Origin of the sequence: Pseudomonas sp. TNT3, assembly GCF_010095445.2 — a bacterium.
Taxonomy (GTDB): Bacteria; Pseudomonadota; Gammaproteobacteria; order Pseudomonadales; family Pseudomonadaceae; genus Aquipseudomonas.
The window spans coordinates 34,144-52,590 of record NZ_WFGV02000002.1; the positions used below are offsets into that span (position 1 = coordinate 34,144).

Genomic DNA, 18,447 nt, shown 5'->3' on the forward strand with positions numbered 1-18,447 from the left:
CCTTTGCATTAGAGAACGGGTTCGGGATGCTCCCGCAACGCCGTCAGCAAAGCCGCGGCACTGGCGCCACGACAATCCACAACTATTTGGGCCCCGGCGGCGCACGCCAGCTCGGCGACCCTGGGGCTTGGAACAAACAACGGCAACCTCGCCAATTGCGGCCATGCATCGCCAGCCAATTGGTGCAGGTGCTCAAAACCCTGTCCACTGCTGACCACCAGCCCGTTCAAGCGTTCCGCCTGAATCCGGTCGGCAAGCGTTCCCGGTGGGTAGTGAGGCAGCTCGCGGCGGTACAACTCCAGATACTCGACACTAGCACCAAGCTCGCGCAAACGCTCAGCCAGCAACTCCCGACCGCCCTCCCCGCGCATGATCAACACACGAGGATTGTTCCGGGTGATTGCCTCAGACAACGAGGCCAGCCCGAGCAAGGCTTCACTGTCATCACCTTCCTGCGGGAAGCTGACGTCCAGTCCATGGTCTTCCAGAATCCGGGCAGTCGCGGCCCCCACGCTGAACCACTTCGAGGCGGGCGTCTGTGGACAACACTGGCTGACCAGATTCACCGCGATCCGGGCTGCGGGCTTGCTGACTACGATCACTGCGCAGAAGCGATCCAGATCCTGAATCACTTCGCGCATTGTGTCCGAGACCGGCATCGGCGCTATGTCCAGAAGCGGCAAGCTGCTGCTGAAAATCCCCGCGTCGGCAAGAACGCTGCTCAGCGCCGCCGACTCATCCGCCGGACGCGTCAGCAGCAGGCGCCAGCCAGTCACTCGTGACCTGCCTCGCCGTAGACTGCCTTGAGAATGTCGTTGGCGCCCTGACTCAAGAGGTCTTCAGCGACTCGTACGCCCAGGTTCTCGGCATCACTGCGCGGTGCACGGCCTTCGGCACTGAGCAGCAGCCCGCCGCTCGGATCACCCACCAGGCCACGCAACCAGATCTGCTCGCCTTCAAGCACGGCGTAGCAGGCGATCGGCACCTGGCAGCCGCCATTCAGATGTTTGTTGAGAGCTCGTTCCGCGGTCACGCGGGTGGCGGTGTCCAGATGATGCAGGGGTGCCAGCAGCGCGTGAATCTCACTATCGACGCTGCGGCATTCAATGCCCACTGCGCCCTGGCCGCCGGCGGGCAGGCTGTCGTCGACACTGATCGCTGAGGTGATGCGGTCTTCGAAGCCCAGGCGAATCAGGCCGGCAGCGGCAAGGATGATGGCGTCGTATTCACCCGCATCGAGCTTGGCCAACCGAGTGTTGACGTTGCCACGAAGGAAACGGATTTCCAGGTCCGGGCGACGGGTCAGCAATTGAGCCTGACGGCGTAGGCTGGACGTACCGACGATGCTGCCTGGCGGGAGTTCTTCAAGGCTGGCGAACGTGTTGGAAACGAATGCGTCGCGTGGATCTTCACGCTCGCAAATGCAGAACAGCCCAAGACCTTCCGGGAAGTCCATTGGCACATCCTTCATGGAGTGCACGGCAATATCGGCTTCGTTTTCCAGCAGCGCGGTTTCCAGTTCTTTGACGAACAGGCCTTTGCCACCGATCTTCGACAGTGGCGAGTCGAGCAGCTTGTCGCCGCGACTGACCATGGGTACCAACGTCACAAGCAGACCCGGATGGGCTTCTTCCAGACGGGCTTTGACGTATTCGGCCTGCCACAGGGCGAGAGCACTTTTGCGGGTGGCGATGCGGATTTCGCGAGAGGACATGGATCAATCCGTACTGAATAGATACGGCGGATAATAACAGCTCAGCCAAATCCGCTTTGACTTGTATCAGAAACAGCGTGGCCTCCCTGGCCCTGGATGTCCTGCAATGGGGTACACAACACGCCGGCGAGCAGCGGATTAAAGCTGTTGCATCATCTTCCGAACGCCTGCCACATGGCGGCGACTGACGATCAAGGCATCACCGTTCAAGCCTTTGAGGAACAGCTGAAAATGCCCCAGAGGTGTCCGCTGCAAACGCTCGATGCGTTCACGGGCAACCAGTGCGTTGCGATGAATACGCACAAATCGATCGCCAAACTCATCTTCGAGCGCTTTGAGCGGCTCATCCAGCAACACCTCGCCGCCTTCGTGGCGCAAGGTCACGTACTTGTGATCCGCAATAAAATAAACCACCTGGTCCAGCGGAATCAGCTCGATGCCCTTTCGAGTGCGAGCGCTGATATGGCTGCGTGGACCACTGCCAGTTTCGGCGGCGGGACGGGTCAATGCTGCAAGTTGAACGCGATTGGGTCGCTCGGCTTTTTTTAATGCTTCATGAAGTTGTTCTGTGCGCACAGGTTTCACCACATAGCCTACGGCGCTGGCCTGTAAGGCTTCCACGGCAAATTCATCGGGCCCTGTGCAAAACACCACGGCGGGCGGGGTTTCGCGTTCGCACAATCGCGCAGCCACTTGCAGGCCATCGAGGCCTGGCATCCGGATATCGAGCAACACGATATCCGGTTTATGGCTGTCAATCAGTGCCAACGCCTCTTCGCCGTTCGTGGCGCTGGGCTCCAGGACGCTGTATCCCTCGAGTTCGCCGACCATTCGGCTCAGGCGCTCGCGGGCCAAGGGTTCGTCATCAACGATCAGGACATTCATATTGCGCTGGATTCCTGCGTGAGTCTCGCACAAGGATAGCGTAGACAGGTGAAGTGACGTCCGTCACCGCGATCCACGCTAAGACTAGCGCGAGGGCCAAAAAGTGCCGCTGGAACGACGGCTAAATTTTCATCTGCCGGGCGTTTGGCGGCCCAGGCCCGCGTTGGCGAGGCATCGCCGTAGGGTTTGCTGATACACAATACGAACACCCCCTCTTCTTATAGTCGTTTTCCAGCGCCCGGAAGTGCGCTGATCCTTCTGTCCAACTGTAGACGGTTGCCGGGACGATATTGCTCAATCGAAAAATATCGTTGCGCAAATCACGACAACCCCTGATCCGAGTATGGACCGCTCTGAGAGAAAAAAACCTGTCGACCAGCGTCAACGACAGGATTGGCAACCCTGTTATTATCCGCGACAGCTTTCAACGTCACTTTTTTCCAGCCGATACGAGCGAATTCATGAGCACTGACAAGACCAATCAGTCCTGGGGCGGCCGCTTCAGTGAACCCGTCGACGCCTTCGTCGCCCGCTTCACCGCCTCCGTCACCTTCGACCAGCGCCTGTATCGCCACGACATCATGGGCTCGATCGCCCACGCAACCATGCTGGCCAAAGTCGGCGTGCTGACCGATGCCGAGCGCGACAGCATCACCGATGGCCTGAAAACCATTCAGGGTGAAATAGAGGCCGGCCAGTTCGACTGGCGCATCGACCTCGAAGACGTGCACATGAACATCGAAGCGCGCCTGACCGACCGGATCGGCGTGACCGGTAAAAAACTGCACACCGGCCGCAGCCGTAACGACCAGGTCGCTACCGATATCCGCCTGTGGCTGCGGGATGAAATCGACCTGATCCTGGCCGAGATCACTCGCCTGCAGCAAGGTTTGCTGGAACAAGCCGAACGCGAAGCCGGCAGCATCATGCCGGGCTTCACTCACCTGCAAACCGCCCAGCCAGTGACCTTCGGGCACCACATGCTGGCCTGGTTCGAGATGCTCAGCCGCGACTATGAGCGCCTGGTGGACTGCCGCAAACGCACCAACCGCATGCCGCTGGGCAGCGCTGCACTCGCGGGCACCACCTACCCGATCGACCGTGAGTACACGGCTCAGTTGCTGGGCTTCGACGCGGTCGGCGGCAATTCTCTGGACAACGTGTCGGATCGCGACTTCGCCATCGAATTCTGCTCGGCTGCGAGTATCTCGATGATGCACTTGTCGCGATTCTCCGAAGAACTGGTCCTGTGGACCAGCGCCCAGTTCCAGTTCATCGATCTGCCAGACCGCTTCTGCACCGGCAGCTCGATCATGCCGCAAAAGAAAAACCCGGACGTTCCTGAGCTGGTGCGAGGCAAGACTGGCCGCGTATTCGGCGCCCTGATGGGCTTGCTGACCCTGATGAAAGGCCAGCCATTGGCCTACAACAAGGACAACCAGGAAGATAAAGAGCCGCTGTTCGATGCCGCCGACACGTTGCGCGACTCGCTGCGGGCGTTTGCCGACATGATCCCGGCGATCAAACCGAAACACGCCATCATGCGTGAAGCGGCGTTGCGCGGTTTCTCCACCGCGACCGACCTCGCCGACTACCTGGTTCGCCGTGGCCTGCCGTTCCGCGATTGCCACGAAATCGTTGGCCATGCCGTGAAGTACGGCGTGGAAAGCGGGAAAGACCTGGCGGAAATGAGCCTGGAAGAACTGCGCAAGTTCAGCGACCAGATTGACCAGGACGTGTTCGCGGTGCTGACCCTGGAAGGCTCGGTGAATGCCCGTGACCATATCGGCGGTACTGCGCCGGCGCAGGTCAAGAAGGCCGTGGCGCGCGGTCAGGCACTACTCGCCAGCCGCTAAAAGCATCGCGGGCAAGCTCACTCCCACATTGGATTGATGGTGAACACCTTGAATCCAGTGTGGTATTGAGCCTGCTCGCGATGGCTGACTTCACAACACGGCAAAACTCATTTCTTGGACGCAACCATCGCCATAAACGCCGGCATCGCCGCTTCCTTGTCTTTCGCGATCCGCTGCACGTTCGGGTTCTGCTCCAAACGCTCCAGCAGCGCTTTCGCCGCCGGCATCCCAGCCAGCAAATCCAGATCAAACAGCTTCTTCGCCACCGCGCAAGCCAGCGGCACGCTGTACAGAAAATACAAATCCGCCACACTCAAGCTTTCCCCTGCGACATAAGGGGCGAACTTGCCATGCCTGCCCAACGAGGCGAATCCCAGTAGCAGCTCAGCCTTGGTCTTCTCCTTGATCGCATCCGGCAGGGGCATGCCAAAAAATGCCTCGCCGTAGGAGGCTCGCCCCGGGAGTTCGATGTACAGCTCGATTTCCTTGGCCAGGGCCAACACTTGCGCCCGCTCAAAAGGATCGGTCGGTAACAGCGGCACGCCTGCCTGGCTTTGCTCGATGTATTCGAGAATCACACTGGTTTCATTGATGAAACCTTGCTCGACCTCCAGAACAGGTACCTTGCCACGCGGGCTGATCGCCAGCGCTTCGGGGCTGGTGCCCGCATAGAACGGTACTTCTTCAAACGGCAGCCCTTTTTCCAGCAGTGCCAGTTTGACCATGTTGTAGTAGTTGCTGACGGAAAATCCATAAAGCTTGAGCATCACAAAGCCTCCAGGCCGTGCGGGGTTGGCAGTGCCTGTTTTATAGAACGCCGAAGCTGTTTCTGCCAGCAGCATCACGACGCTGAATGCAGGTAAACTGCCCGTCTTAACTTGAGGAGCCTGCCATGAGCGAGCCAACTGATATCGAGATTGACGAAGAAGAGTTCGCCGAGAACACCCTGGTTGAAGCAATCGAAAACCAGATCGAAAGCGACAACCCGCCGGCGGCCAAAGCAACCTTCAACAAACTGACCCTGGTGGGTTACGAGCGTGAAGAAATCCTGAACTTGATGGCCCACGTATTGGCGGTAGAAATCGACGCAATCCTGGAAGAAGACCGCGCGTTCAATACCGAATGGTACGAAGCAGCGTTGCGTGCATTGCCGGAATTGCCGCCAGAAAAGAAGTAAACCAATCCCCGTGTGGGCGCGGGAAATGCCCGCTCCCACACAGATTGTCACCAATCAAACCTGCCTTCCCCAAGACCCTGACTACACTGGTACGCACCCCGCTGCCGCCCTACCTGCCGGGGAATGCTGCCCCAGGTGAAAAACCCTGTCGCGAGCACTGGACATGCCGCACGAGTGGGATCACCTTAGGGGCGCTGTCGTCCAATTCCTAGAAAGTCTGGAGTCCTTATGTCGTTTACCCCTGAGTTGGTTGCCGAACTGGAAATCCTCGCACTCTTCCCCCTGGACAGCTCCCAGGAAGGTTTGAAAATCCATCAGACCGCTGCCCCGAAAGCCATCGCCGCTGCTCGACGCCTGTATGAAAAAGACCTGATCGACCAACCCGATGGCGGTTATCTGACCAGCCTGGGTCGTGACGCTGCGCAAAATGTGCAAACCGTACTGACGATTTTGAACGTAGAAGAAACTGCCTGATACGCACTGCATCGCCCACGGGAACCCCTGTCACGGGATTTCCGCGGGCCTGTTTCGTACCTGCCCTGTTATCTGCCGTCGCCCTGCGATAAAAATCTGACGCCAGAAATACAAAATCAGCTAAAAAGTCCCGGGACCGAGGCGCTAAACTGCCCCTCATCCTTGAGACCACCTACGTCCGTGCCTCGCGAGCCGGTTTGAGCTGACATGACCCGCAACCATGAAATCCGCCCCGACCTGGACCAAGGAATCGACCGCAAGGTATTGAGCCAGCTGCGCGCCCGTTTTCTGAAGCTCAACGAAGGCCGCATGGCCCGCGCCATGGAAGGTTTGTCGACCCGCCAACAAACCGTGCTGGCACTCCTGCCGCTGTTCTTCCACGTTAATCATCCGCTGCTGCCCGGTTATGTCTCCAGCAGTACACCGGCCGGTTTATCGAACTACGAACCTGAGGCCAATACCCTCGCAGAAGCCCAGCGCCTGACCCGATCGTTTTCCTACAAGCCGCGTCATGGCAGCAACCCGCCGCGACCGATTCACGGCCTGTTCCTGATGGGCAGCCTCGGCACGCTGGCTCAGGCTGATCAAAGCGATATGGACGTCTGGGTCTGCCACGCAACGGATCTCGGCGAGAACGAACTCAACGAGCTGCGCAAAAAATGCCAACTCCTGGAGGTCTGGGCGGCCAGCCAGGGTGCCGAGGCGCACTTCTTTTTAATCGACGCGGCGCGCTTTGTTCGCGGCGAGCGTGACACACAACTCAGCTCCGAGGATTGCGGCACAAGCCAGCACTACCTGTTGCTCGACGAGTTTTACCGCACCGCAATCTGGCTGGCCGGACGTACGCCGATCTGGTGGCTGGTGCCGGTCTACGAAGAAGCGAGTTACGACCGGTATACCCACACGCTGATGTCGAAGCGATTCATTCGCGCCGATGAAACGTTGGACCTCGGGCACTTGGCCTACATCCCTCCCGGCGAATTCATCGGTGCCGGGCTCTGGCAGCTGTTCAAGGGCATCGAATCGCCCTACAAATCAGTGCTCAAGCTGCTGTTGATCGAGGTCTACGCCAGCGAACACCCCAGGGTTCATTGCCTCAGCCTGCGTTTCAAGCAAGCGGTTTTCGCCAATCAGCTCGACCTGGACGAGCTGGACCCTTATGTCGTGGTCTACCGACGCATCGAGGAATACCTTACAGCCCGTGGCGAGCTGGAACGCCTGGAATTGGTGCGCCGTGCGCTGTATTTGAAGGTCAATCGCAAGCTCACCGGCAGCAGCCGCACCCCGAGCTGGCAGCGTTCCCTGCTCGAACGCCTGGCCCGTGAATGGCAATGGGACGCTCGCCAGCTGGCCTTGCTCGATAGCCGTAGCCAGTGGAAAGTCCGCCAGGTCAGCGCTGAGCGGCGGGCGCTGGTGAGCGAGTTGAATTACAGCTACCGCTTTCTGACCCAATTCGCGCGCACTGAACAAACCGTCAGCCTGATCAACAAGCGTGACCTTAACGTACTGGGACGACGGTTGTACGCAGCGTTTGAGCGCAAGGCGAACAAGGTCGAATTCGTCAACCCGGGCATCGCACCGGACCTGGCCGAAGACACGCTCACCCTGGTGTACGCGGCGAACAAGAAAGAACCAGGACAAACCCAATGGGGCTTGTACAACGGCAGCCTGACTGCCCATGAGTGGGAGCATTTCGCCCCGATCAAGCGCAGCCGCCAATTGCTGGAACTGTTGACCTGGTGTCACCGTAACGGCGTGATCGACAGCAGCACCCGTCTGGCCTTGCATCCGGGCAGCAGCGATATGAGCGAGTTCGAGTTGTTCAACCTGCTCGGCAGCCTTCAACAGAGCATCGCCCTGCCCCTGACCACCGTCGCCGAAGAACCGCTGCTGCGCGCCAGCGTGCCCAGCGAGGTGCTGATTCTGGTCAACGTCGGCGTTGACCCGCTCAAGCACCATCGCGACCTGAACATTCTGATGACCACCGAACGCACCGACTCACTGAGTTACGCCGGTGTCCGGGAAAACCTGGTGTTAACCCTGGACCAGATCACGATGAACAGCTGGAATGAAGTGCTGGTCAACCGCTTCGATGGCCCCCACGCGCTGCTCGACTGCCTGCGCGATTACCTCAACAACTTGCCGAACGGGCCGCGACAACCGAAGTTGCGGGTACGCTGTTTCTGCCATAACCGCGCGCAGTTCATTGCGCAGCGGGTTGAGGACATCCTCGACACTGCGCAGAACCTGCTGCTGAGCCAGCTCAATCATCGTTACCTGATTCAGGTGCAGCAGCATTACCACGTCATGGAACTGGTGCCCGGCCAGGTCAAGCACATCGCCCTCGCTACGCTACCGGCACTGGTCGACTACCTGGGTGCCGAGCGAACTCGCTACAGCCCACTGCACCTGGATCCGATGGCGCTGGAAGACCAGGATCTGGCCTTGATTCTGCCGATGGGTCAGCCGGATTGTATCCAGGTGTTTTACCGGGTTCACGACGATCAGGCCGATGTGTACGTGCTGGATGAATTCGATGCCCTGTGGCAACAGCGATTGCCCTATCACGACGACCAAAGCTTGCTGGTGCCGATGCAACGGTTCTTGCAGGCGATTCTGTATCGACGTGACGCGTTGCAGCCACTGAACACCGTTCAACCGATGGATATCATTTATTACCAATTGCTGCCATCGGGCCCGGTCAGGGCTCGCCGTGTTGAAGCACGAGCCGCCCCACAAACCCCCGCCAACAAACCGTTCTACGACGTGCAGGCCATCGTCGGCAAAGCTGCGCCGGGGAAAGTGCACATCACCTTGTATTGCAATCAGCGGGAGTTTTCAGAGCTGGAACATGGCGACCAATTGTTCAAAGTGGTCGCCCGAGAGATTGTCGAGCAGCGACGCGAAACGGAGCGCTATCGCTGCTACATCACCGATCTGGACCTGACGGGCCTGCTCGGTGACGGGCAGAGCTCAAGCAATGTGTATCTGCGCTACAAGTCTGACCTGGAGCGCGCATTGAACGAGGCGCTCGAGCAGTTTTGAACGGTTTTACTCCGGGAAGTCGCCGCCATTGGCAGGCTGAGATTCGACTTCAAGCAGTGTCAGTTTCAGCGTTTTGCCACCAGGCGCTGGCCAATCGATGTGCTGCCCGACCTTGAGGCCGAGCAACGCGCTGCCAACAGGCGCCAGAATGGAGATCTTGCCTTCGTCGGCATTGGCATCCTTGGGATAGACCAACGTCAGGTGATAGTCCTTGCCGCTGCTTTCTTCACGGCAATGGACTTTGGAGTTCATGGTCACGACATCGGCGGGCACATCTTCGTGGCCGACCAGAGTATCGGCGCGATCCAGCTCGGTTTGCAGCGCGATAACGCCCGGCAGCGAGTCATCCAGGCTGTCGATCAGGCGCTCCAGACGTTGTACGTCCAGTCGGGTAAGGGTGATGGAAGGTGCGGTCATGATCAGGGCAGACTCCTTTCTTCTGCACGAAAAAAGCAAAACCCCGCCAGAAAAAGGCGGGGTTTTCACGAACCTCGATGAGTTGAGGTGTATCCGGACACTATCACAGCTCAATAAATATACAAGCCAGGGGCGACCACGGCCCGACGCGGATCATTACGCCAAGGTTTTGCGCTGTGCCGCCTGGGCGCAAATGACACGGCGACGGTCGTCGTCTGCCGAGCGCCATTCGCGAATGTCTTCGACATGGCGAAAACATCCCAGACAGACCTTTTGCTCGTCCAGCCGGCAGACACCGCTGCACGGCGAAGCCACCGCCGGGCTGACATTGCTGTAAAGCGGCTTGGGCGGACGAACAGACACAGGCTGGGTCACGATCTCACAAGCCTTCGAAATCGAGTTCGACACCGGCCTGCTGAACCACGATGCGCTCCAGCATTTCGCCTAGCTGCTCTTCGCTCTTGTCGCACATCCAGCGCTCGCTCTCGGCGTCGTAGTCAAAGTGAAAACCACCGGACACGGCTGCCAGCCACAACTGACGCAAAGGCTCTTGACGGCTGAAGATCAACTGGCTGCCATTTTCGAACTTCACGGTCAGCACACCGGCCGAACTTTCCAGGTCGATATCCAGGTCGCTCTCGTCGAAAATATCCTCCAGTGTTTGCTGGGTAGCATCGACCAGATCGTGGAAACGGGCTTCGGTCAAACTCATTACGGCAACCTCAAAAAGTGTCTACTCACGCTCGAGCGCCGCACGATACGGCCGAGCCCCGGTGATTGCAAAGGATAACCGACAGATCATTAAACTTGTGGCCGAGCCTGCTCGCGATAGCGGTGTATCAGGCAAAATCAATGGTGACTGAACCACCGCGATCGCGAGCAGGCTCACTCCCACAGGGAATTGCGTCATTCAGAAAACATGTGCACAGCCCCGCCGGACGGGAGCCCCGTCGCATAGGCAAGCTGACGGGTGGCCGGTATACTCCGGCGCAATTAAAGCATTTTCAAGGATTTCGCCATGAAGCGCCTGATCTCTTCCCTTGCTGCGCTCCTCGCGGTTGCCTGCCTGGTATCGGCCTGCGGTCAAAAAGGCCCGTTGTACCTGCCTGACGATAGCCAGGACCCGGTCGAGCAGGCCAAGTCGTCGCAGCAGCAGCCTGCATCCAAAGCACACAAGCACGACGTCTACTAAGGGAACGCCATGGACGCTTTTAACTACCGTGACGGTGAACTGTTCGCGGAAGGTGTTGCCCTGTCCGCCATCGCCGAGCGCTTTGGCACACCGACCTACGTTTACTCGCGCGCACACATCGAAGCCCAGTACCTGGCTTACGCCGATGCACTGGCCGGCATGCCGCACCTGGTCTGCTTTGCAGTCAAAGCCAACTCCAACCTGGGTGTACTGAATGTCCTGGCGCGCCTCGGCGCCGGTTTTGACATCGTCTCCCGTGGCGAGCTGGAACGTGTGCTGGCCGCTGGCGGCAGCGCTGACAAGATCGTGTTTTCCGGCGTCGGCAAGACCCGTGACGACATGCGTCGCGCCCTGGAAGTCGGCGTGCATTGCTTCAACGTCGAATCCACCGACGAACTGGAACGCCTTCAGGTCGTGGCCGCCGAGCTGGGCGTTCGCGCGCCGATCTCGCTGCGCGTCAACCCGGACGTCGACGCCGGCACTCACCCGTACATCTCCACCGGCCTTAAAGAAAACAAGTTCGGCATCGCCATCGCCGACGCCGAAGACGTGTACATCCGCGCTGCGCAGTTGCCTAACCTGGAAGTGGTCGGCGTCGATTGCCACATCGGTTCGCAACTGACCACCCTGCCGCCGTTCATCGACGCACTCGACCGCCTGCTGGGCCTGGTCGACCGTCTCGGCGATTGCGGTATCTACCTGCGCCACATCGATCTCGGTGGTGGCCTGGGCGTGCGTTATCGCGATGAAGAGCCGCCACTGGCTGCCGACTACATCAAAGCCGTGCGCGAGCGTCTTGACGGTCGCGACCTGGCGCTGGTGTTCGAGCCGGGCCGCTTCATCGTCGCCAACGCCGGCGTGCTGCTGACCCAAGTCGAGTACCTCAAGCACACCGAACACAAAGACTTCGCCATCGTCGATGCGGCCATGAACGACCTTATCCGCCCGGCGCTGTATCAGGCCTGGATGGACGTCACCGCCGTGCGCCCTCGCGACTCCGCTGCGCGTGCCTACGACATCGTTGGCCCGATCTGCGAGACCGGCGATTTCCTGGCCAAGGACCGTCAGCTTGCGCTGGAGGAAGGCGATCTGCTGGCTGTGCATTCGGCCGGCGCCTATGGGTTTGTCATGAGTTCCAACTACAACACTCGCGGCCGCGCCGCAGAAGTGCTGGTGGACGGTGATCAGGCATTCGAAGTGCGTCGCCGTGAGACGGTAGCCGAGTTGTTTGCTGGCGAAAGCCTGCTGCCGGAGTAAAACCATGCTGCTGCGTTTTACCAAGATGCACGGCTTGGGTAATGACTTCATGGTCCTCGACCTGGTCAGCCAGCACGCGCACATCCTGCCCAAGCATGCCAAGCAATGGGGCGATCGGCACACCGGTATCGGTTTTGACCAATTGCTGATTGTCGAAGCACCGAGCAATCCGGATGTGGATTTCCGTTATCGGATCTTCAATTCAGACGGCTCCGAAGTGGAACAGTGCGGCAACGGCGCGCGCTGTTTCGCCCGCTTCGTACTCGACAAGCGCCTGACCGCGAAACGGCAGATCCGCGTCGAGACCAAAAGCGGCATCATCGAACTGGATATCCGCAGCGACGGCCAGATTGGTGTGAACATGGGTGCGCCACGCCTGGTGCCGGCCGACATCCCGTTCGATGCGCCAGAACAGGCCGTGAGCTACCAGATCGATGTCGATGGCACGCCGGTCGAACTGGCCGCCGTGTCCATGGGTAACCCCCATGCGGTGCTGCGGGTCAGCGACATCAACAATGCGCCGGTGCATGAGCTGGGACCGAAAATCGAACACCACCCGCGCTTCACGGCACGGGTCAATGTCGGTTTTCTTCAGGTCATCGACCGTAACCGCGCGCAACTGCGTGTCTGGGAACGCGGGGCCGGGGAAACCCAGGCTTGCGGAACCGGCGCGTGTGCGGCCGCAGTGGCCGCGATCAGCCAGGGGTGGATGGATTCGCCGCTATTAATCGACCTGCCCGGCGGGCGTCTGTCCATTGAATGGGCAGGCCCTGGCCAACCGGTGATGATGACCGGCCCGGCAGTTCGAGTTTATGAAGGACAAGTACGTCTTTGAGTGAGTCAAACCCATGACCGACAAGCCCCAGGTTCCCGCCCTACAGCCCGACGAATCCCCTTCCGAAAGCCTTGAGGCGGCGGCGATTGCCGCGTACCTGGAGGCTCATCCGGACTTTTTCGTCGCGCACGAAGAACTGCTACCGTCCTTGCGCATTCCGCATCAGCGAGGGGACACCATCTCGCTGGTCGAACGTCAGATGACCATCCTGCGCGACCGCAACATCGAGTTGCGTCACCGCCTCTCGCATTTGATGGATGTCGCCCGCGACAACGATCGCCTTTTCGACAAGACCCGCCGCTTGATTCTCGCGCTGATGGACGCCAACAGCCTTGAAGATGTGGTGATCAGTGTCGAAGACAGCCTGCGCCAGGACTTCCAGGTGCCCTTTGTCAGCCTGATCCTGCTCGGTGACAACCCGATGCCGGTCGGCCGCTGGGTCACTCATGCCGACGCGCAGACAGCCATTGGCGGCCTGCTCTCGGAAGACAAAAGTGTCAGCGGCAGCCTGCGCGAGCATGAGCTGGACTTCCTGTTCGGTGAAGAGCAGCGCAAGCAGATCGGCTCCACCGCCGTCGTCGCCATCAGCTATCAAGGCATCCACGGTGTGCTCGCGATCGCCAGCCGCGACCCACAGCACTACAAGAGCTCCGTGGGTACGCTGTTCCTGAGCTACATCGCTGAAGTCATGGGTCGCGTGCTGCCACGGGTCAACAACTCCCTGCGCTCGGTACGTTAACCATGGAACGGCAACTGGACGCTTACTGCGAACACCTGCGCAGTGAGCGGCAGGTGTCGCCTCACACGCTGTATGCCTATCGCCGCGACCTCGACAAGGTTCTGGGCTGGTGCATCAAACAGAACATCAGTAGTTGGGCGGCCCTGGACATCCAGCGTCTGCGCGGCTTGATCGCTCGTTTACACTCTCAGGGCCAATCGTCCCGCAGCCTGGCGCGACTGCTGTCCGCAGTGCGCGGGCTGTACCATTATCTGAATCGCGAGGGCTTGTGCGACCACGATCCGGCCAACGGCCTGGCACCGCCCAAGGGTGAACGCCGTCTGCCCAAAACCCTCGATACTGACCGCGCGCTACAGCTGCTTGAAGGCGCGGTGGAGGATGATTTCCTGGCGCGTCGGGATCAGGCCATTCTGGAGCTGTTCTATTCTTCCGGGCTGCGACTTTCGGAGCTGACCGGCCTCAATCTCGATCAGCTGGACCTCGCTGACGGCATGGTTCAGGTCCTGGGCAAGGGCAGCAAGACGCGACTGTTGCCAGTGGGTAAAAAAGCCCGCGAAGCCTTGGAGCTGTGGCTCCCGTTGCGGGCCTTGACCAACCCGGCGGACGATGCGGTGTTTGTCAGCCAGCAAGGTCGGCGCCTGGGTCCGCGCGCGATTCAGGTACGGGTCAAGGCCGCCGGTGAACGCGAGCTGGGGCAGAACCTGCACCCACACATGCTTCGACATTCCTTTGCCAGCCACTTGCTGGAGTCCTCCCAGGACTTGCGCGCGGTGCAGGAATTGCTCGGCCATTCGGACATCAAGACGACGCAGATCTACACCCACCTGGACTTCCAGCACCTGGCGACGGTCTACGACAGTGCCCATCCACGGGCCAAACGCATTAAGGGCGATGATTCATGACTCTCCAACTGATCACCTTTGACCTCGACGACACGCTCTGGGACACCGCCCCGGTGATCATCAGCGCTGAAGCGATACTGCGCACCTGGCTCACCGATCATGCGCCCAACCTGGGCGCGGTGCCGGTGGAACATCTGTGGGCCATTCGCGAACGCATCCTGAGCATCGAGCCAAACCTCAAGCACCGCATCAGTGCCCTGCGTCGACGCGTGTTGTTCCAGGCGCTGGAAGAAGCCGGCTACCCTCACGCAGAGGCGTCTGAACTGGCCGATCAGAGTTTTGAAGTGTTCCTGCATGCCCGGCACCAGCTGGAAATCTTCCCTGAGGTGCAACCCACCCTGGAACTGCTGGCCAACCATTACGCTCTCGGCGTGGTCACCAATGGCAACGCTGACGTGCGTCGTTTAGGGCTGGCGGACTACTTCAAGTTCGCGTTGTGCGCCGAAGACATCGGCATCGCCAAACCCGACGCCCGGCTGTTCCATGAGGCCTTGCAGCGCGGCGGCGCCACGGCTGAGACGGCGGTGCACATCGGTGATCATCCGGGTGATGACATCGCGGGGGCTCAGCAGGCTGGCTTGCGGGCGATCTGGTTTAATCCGGCGGGTAAAATCTGGGAGGCCGATCACTCGCCTGATGCCGAAATTCGCAGCCTGACCGAATTGCCGGCGTTGCTGGCTCGCTGGAACTCCCGACACCCGTCCTGATATCACCGATATCCCCTTGTAGGAGTGAGCCTGCTCGCGATTGCGGTGTGACATTCAGCATTTATGTTGCCTGACACACCGCAATCGCGAGCAGGCTCACTCCTACAGGGGATCTTTGTTTAACCCATGAAAAAGCCCGCAGCGACGGCGGGCTTTTTCAGCAAGCAAGGGCAGACGCTTAGATAGGCCGGCTGCCGTACTTGTTATCAGGCTTCTTGGGAGGATCGGCGACCACATTGGCCTCCACTTCCTGCACCTTGCCGCCCTTGGCCAGGAACTCTTCCATGGCCCGCGCAAGCGCATCGCGCTCTTTATTCTTCGCTTCGACGCTCGGCAGCTCATCGACCGAAACCGCAGCCTTGGCTTTGCCTTTGGCGGTCGGAACGGGCGTTTCACCGCCATCGTCTTCAGCGACGTCTTCCGCCGCTGCTTCCAGACCTTCTTCGGTTTCGTCGTCGTCGCCTACTTCGAGGTCGTCGTTTTCCAGATCATCGTCGCTCATGTTCTACCTCATGACTTGCGAAAAGCAGATTAGTTATAGCCCAGCTTCACCGTCTGTCGACGGCTGCCGGAAAAAATTCCACCGCCATTGGTGACCAACGGCTTATGCCCCTTCACCGTGCAAGGTGGCGAGGACTTTACGGGCACCGCCATGATCACGGTGCTCGCCCAGATAAACGCCTTGCCAGGTGCCCAACGCCAGTCGGCCTGCCGAAATCGGCAAACTGAGCTGACAGCCAAGTACGCTGGCCTTGAAGTGCGCCGGGAGGTCGTCCAGGCCTTCGTCGTTATGCTCATAGCCGTCTGTTCCTTGTGGGATCAGACGATTGAAAAATCGTTCGAAGTCGCGACGTACCGCCGGATCGGCGTTCTCGTTGATGGTCAACGACGCCGAGGTATGCTGCAGCCACAAGTGCAACAGACCGACCCGACATGCCTTGAGTTCAGGCAAGCCGGCGAGTAACTCGTCCGTTACCAGATGAAAGCCTCGGGGCCTTGCCCGCAAGGTAATCAGAGTCTGTTGCCACATACAGTTCTCCGCACGTTCGGGGCGCATTCTAGCGCGCTCTGGGAAAAAACAAAGGCCCTAATATTCCTTCAACGTTGTAAGCGATTGGCCGTACAAAATTGCCTGTTGAAAAGGTGTCGAAAGCTGACAGAAAAAACCTTTCAGCCTCACCTTCAATGACAAATCCCGGACAAAAAAATGCCCGGCGAACCGGGCATTATTTTTGCGCGTACTTACAAGTTGTAGCCGCGTTCGTTGTGAAGTGCCAGATCGAGACCGACCGCTTCCTCTTCCTCGGTCACGCGCAGACCCATGACGGCATCCAGGACCTTGAGGATGATGAAGGTGACGATCGCGGTGTAGATCACCGTGAAGCCGACGCCTTTGCACTGAATCCAGACTTGTGCGGCAATGTCGGTCACAGTGCCGAAACCACCCAGGGACGGTGCGGCAAACACACCGGTCAGGATCGCGCCGAGGATACCGCCGATGCCGTGTACGCCAAATGCGTCCAGGGAATCGTCATAACCGAGTTTGCGTTTCAGCGTAGTCGCGCAGAAGAAGCACACGACGCCCGCTGCCAGACCAATCACCAGTGCACCCATCGGGCCCACAGTGCCAGCGGCAGGAGTAATTGCTACCAGACCGGCCACAACACCCGATGCAATACCCAGAGCACTTGGTTTGCCGTGAGTAATCCACTCAGCGAACATCCAGCCCAATGCAGCAGCAGCGGTTGCGATCTGGGTGACCAGCATCGCCATACCTGCAGTGCCGTTTGCTGCAGCAGCAGAGCCGGCGTTGAAACCGAACCAGCCTACCCACAGCATTGCAGCACCCATCAGCGTGTAACCGAGGTTGTGCGGCGCCATTGGCGTGGTCGGGAAGCCTTTGCGCTTGCCCAGTACCAGGCAGCAAATCAGACCAGCCACACCGGCGTTGATGTGCACAACGGTGCCGCCAGCGAAGTCCAGCACGCCCCAGTCCCACATCAGGCCACCGTTACCGGACCAGACCATGTGCGCGATCGGCGCATAAACCAGGGTGAACCAGATGCCCATGAAGATCAGCATGGCGGAGAACTTCATCCGCTCGGCGAACGCACCGACGATCAACGCAGGGGTGATGATGGCGAAGGTCATCTGGAAGGTGATGAACACCGCCTCAGGGAACAGTGCCGCAGGACCGGTCAGGCTCGAGGGCGTGACACCGGCGAGGAACGCCTTGCCCATGCCGCCAAAGAACGAGTTGAAGTTGACGACGCCCTGCTCCATGCCGGTAGTGTCGAACGCAATGCTGTAGCCATAAATGACCCAAAGGATGCTGATCAGACCGGTAATGGCGAAGCACTGCATCATCACGGAAAGAATATTTTTGGACCGAACCATACCGCCGTAGAACAGCGCGAGGCCGGGAATGGTCATGAACAGCACGAGGGCTGTCGAGGTCAACATCCAGGCGGTGTCGCCGGAGTTGAGGACTGGGGCCGCCACTTCGTCTGCCGCCATAGCCAGGCTGGGCATTACGAGGGACAACAGGGCTCCTAGCCCTGCGAATTTACGCAGAGTCATATTGTTTTCTCCTGGGGCGTTGGGTTTGTGGCGGCTTTTTTAGATTGCGTCGGTATCGGTTTCGCCGGTACGGATGCGAATCGCCTGTTCCAGATTAACCACGAAGATCTTGCCGTCACCGATCTTGCCGGTGTTGGCTGCCTTGGTTATCGCTTCGATAACCCGATCAAGATCCTTGTCGTCAATGGCGACGTCGATCTTCACCTTTGGCAGGAAATCGACCACGTATTCCGCGCCGCGATACAGCTCGGTGTGACCCTTCTGCCGACCGAAGCCTTTGACTTCAGTAACGGTAATGCCCTGCACGCCGATCTCGGACAGCGACTCGCGCACGTCGTCCAGTTTGAACGGCTTGATGATGGCAGTGACTAGCTTCATGAAAACTCTCTCCCGAATTGGTGGACTTGCCCCAGGAAAACAAACCCGACTCAAGTCTAAGCGCAGTGCCTGGCTTTGTAACGCATCGTCGGCCTTACCTGCCCGTCCGACGCCAGTTAACCGCTCCTGACGAAACACTTCCCCGTTCCGCTCGGCGCACTGCATTCGTCACAGCGACTGCATCAGTGCATGGGTCACTAGGCACTAAGCAGAAAGCTTGCCATCTCCACAAAAACCACTGAATTCAATCCATTGGCCTCGACGACCGACCACTTCATTCGAATGCCCC

At 59.3% G+C, this 18,447-nt stretch carries 21 protein-coding genes; 10 read left to right on the top strand and 11 right to left on the bottom strand.

Annotated features, from left to right (window positions below; translation table 11 throughout):
* Positions 1-8: 8 nt before the first annotated feature.
* The 3 genes from GBC55_RS01705 to GBC55_RS01715 all read right to left on the bottom strand — a co-directional run bounded on the left by GBC55_RS01705 (position 9) and on the right by GBC55_RS01715 (position 2,599).
* Positions 9-776: a uroporphyrinogen-III synthase gene (locus tag GBC55_RS01705; protein WP_162436697.1), complete on the bottom strand. Its 768-nt coding sequence runs from the start codon at positions 774-776 to the stop codon at positions 9-11.
* The gene (hemC, locus tag GBC55_RS01710; RefSeq protein WP_162436696.1) at positions 773-1,714 is read right to left on the bottom strand and encodes a hydroxymethylbilane synthase; all 942 of its coding nucleotides are present in this window, start codon (positions 1,712-1,714) and stop codon (positions 773-775) included. The genes GBC55_RS01705 and hemC overlap by 4 nt, the downstream gene beginning before the upstream one ends.
* Before the next feature lie 138 nt (positions 1,715-1,852).
* Positions 1,853-2,599: a LytTR family DNA-binding domain-containing protein gene (locus GBC55_RS01715; protein ID WP_162436695.1), complete on the bottom strand. Its 747-nt coding sequence runs from the start codon at positions 2,597-2,599 to the stop codon at positions 1,853-1,855.
* A 461-nt stretch (positions 2,600-3,060) separates the two neighbouring features.
* Between GBC55_RS01715 and argH the strand changes: the two genes are divergently transcribed.
* Positions 3,061-4,455: an argininosuccinate lyase gene (gene argH, locus GBC55_RS01720; protein ID WP_162436694.1), complete on the top strand. Its 1,395-nt coding sequence runs from the start codon at positions 3,061-3,063 to the stop codon at positions 4,453-4,455.
* A gap of 107 nt (positions 4,456-4,562) precedes the next feature.
* Here the strand turns inward: argH and GBC55_RS01725 are convergent, their stop codons facing one another.
* On the bottom strand, positions 4,563-5,222 hold the full coding sequence (locus GBC55_RS01725; RefSeq protein WP_162436693.1) for a glutathione S-transferase: 660 nt from the start codon (positions 5,220-5,222) through the stop codon (positions 4,563-4,565).
* Positions 5,223-5,347: 125 nt separating this feature from the next.
* Here GBC55_RS01725 and GBC55_RS01730 point away from each other — a divergent pair, with 125 nt between their 5' ends.
* The 3 genes from GBC55_RS01730 to GBC55_RS01740 all read left to right on the top strand — a co-directional run bounded on the left by GBC55_RS01730 (position 5,348) and on the right by GBC55_RS01740 (position 9,151).
* Positions 5,348-5,632 (top strand): hypothetical protein, encoded by a 285-nt coding sequence (locus GBC55_RS01730; RefSeq protein ID WP_008150274.1) that lies wholly within the window; start codon positions 5,348-5,350, stop codon positions 5,630-5,632.
* Between the two features lie 228 nt (positions 5,633-5,860).
* Positions 5,861-6,106 carry a TIGR02647 family protein gene (locus GBC55_RS01735; protein WP_162436692.1) on the top strand — a complete coding sequence of 82 codons (246 nt, stop codon included), beginning with the start codon at positions 5,861-5,863 and terminating at the stop codon, positions 6,104-6,106.
* 207 nt (positions 6,107-6,313) lie between these two features.
* Positions 6,314-9,151, top strand: coding sequence for a class I adenylate cyclase (locus GBC55_RS01740; protein WP_162436691.1), 2,838 nt, complete (start codon positions 6,314-6,316; stop codon positions 9,149-9,151).
* A 6-nt stretch (positions 9,152-9,157) separates the two neighbouring features.
* On the opposite strand, the gene rnk is transcribed toward GBC55_RS01740, so the two are convergent.
* The 3 genes from rnk to cyaY form a co-directional block, all read right to left on the bottom strand.
* On the bottom strand, positions 9,158-9,568 hold the full coding sequence (gene rnk / locus GBC55_RS01745) for a nucleoside diphosphate kinase regulator (protein ID WP_162436690.1): 411 nt from the start codon (positions 9,566-9,568) through the stop codon (positions 9,158-9,160).
* Between the two features lie 156 nt (positions 9,569-9,724).
* The gene (locus GBC55_RS01750) at positions 9,725-9,943 is read right to left on the bottom strand and encodes a DUF1289 domain-containing protein (RefSeq protein ID WP_162436689.1); all 219 of its coding nucleotides are present in this window, start codon (positions 9,941-9,943) and stop codon (positions 9,725-9,727) included.
* A 4-nt stretch (positions 9,944-9,947) separates the two neighbouring features.
* Positions 9,948-10,280, bottom strand: coding sequence for an iron donor protein CyaY (gene cyaY, locus GBC55_RS01755; RefSeq protein WP_162436688.1), 333 nt, complete (start codon positions 10,278-10,280; stop codon positions 9,948-9,950).
* Between the two features lie 306 nt (positions 10,281-10,586).
* Between cyaY and GBC55_RS01760 the strand changes: the two genes are divergently transcribed.
* Genes GBC55_RS01760 through GBC55_RS01785 form a run of 6 tightly spaced genes read left to right on the top strand, consistent with a single transcriptional unit; the run spans position 10,587 to position 15,200 of the window.
* Positions 10,587-10,760: a lipoprotein gene (locus GBC55_RS01760; RefSeq protein WP_162436687.1), complete on the top strand. Its 174-nt coding sequence runs from the start codon at positions 10,587-10,589 to the stop codon at positions 10,758-10,760.
* Positions 10,761-10,769: 9 nt separating this feature from the next.
* Complete coding sequence (gene lysA, locus GBC55_RS01765) at positions 10,770-12,017, top strand: diaminopimelate decarboxylase (RefSeq protein ID WP_052964521.1); 1,248 nt, start codon at positions 10,770-10,772, stop codon at positions 12,015-12,017.
* Positions 12,018-12,021: 4 nt separating this feature from the next.
* A complete protein-coding gene (gene dapF / locus GBC55_RS01770) occupies positions 12,022-12,852 on the top strand; it encodes a diaminopimelate epimerase (protein WP_162436686.1) in 831 nt (276 codons plus the stop codon).
* A 13-nt stretch (positions 12,853-12,865) separates the two neighbouring features.
* Positions 12,866-13,591: a DUF484 family protein gene (locus GBC55_RS01775; RefSeq protein WP_162436685.1), complete on the top strand. Its 726-nt coding sequence runs from the start codon at positions 12,866-12,868 to the stop codon at positions 13,589-13,591.
* 2 nt (positions 13,592-13,593) lie between these two features.
* Positions 13,594-14,493: a tyrosine recombinase XerC gene (xerC, locus tag GBC55_RS01780; RefSeq protein ID WP_162436684.1), complete on the top strand. Its 900-nt coding sequence runs from the start codon at positions 13,594-13,596 to the stop codon at positions 14,491-14,493.
* Entirely contained in the window at positions 14,490-15,200 is a 711-nt protein-coding gene (locus GBC55_RS01785) for an HAD family hydrolase (RefSeq protein ID WP_162436683.1), read from the top strand. Before xerC ends, GBC55_RS01785 begins: the two co-directional genes overlap by 4 nt.
* A 178-nt stretch (positions 15,201-15,378) precedes the next feature.
* On the opposite strand, the gene sutA is transcribed toward GBC55_RS01785, so the two are convergent.
* The 4 genes from sutA to glnK all read right to left on the bottom strand — a co-directional run bounded on the left by sutA (position 15,379) and on the right by glnK (position 18,158).
* Complete coding sequence (gene sutA / locus GBC55_RS01790) at positions 15,379-15,702, bottom strand: transcriptional regulator SutA (protein WP_094470027.1); 324 nt, start codon at positions 15,700-15,702, stop codon at positions 15,379-15,381.
* Positions 15,703-15,804: 102 nt separating this feature from the next.
* A complete protein-coding gene (locus tag GBC55_RS01795) occupies positions 15,805-16,230 on the bottom strand; it encodes a secondary thiamine-phosphate synthase enzyme YjbQ (protein ID WP_046818495.1) in 426 nt (141 codons plus the stop codon).
* A gap of 212 nt (positions 16,231-16,442) precedes the next feature.
* Positions 16,443-17,780, bottom strand: a complete 1,338-nt coding sequence (locus GBC55_RS01800; protein WP_162436682.1) for an ammonium transporter — start codon at positions 17,778-17,780, stop codon at positions 16,443-16,445.
* A 39-nt stretch (positions 17,781-17,819) separates the two neighbouring features.
* On the bottom strand, positions 17,820-18,158 hold the full coding sequence (glnK, locus tag GBC55_RS01805) for a P-II family nitrogen regulator (RefSeq protein ID WP_002555808.1): 339 nt from the start codon (positions 18,156-18,158) through the stop codon (positions 17,820-17,822).
* Positions 18,159-18,447 lie beyond the last annotated feature (289 nt).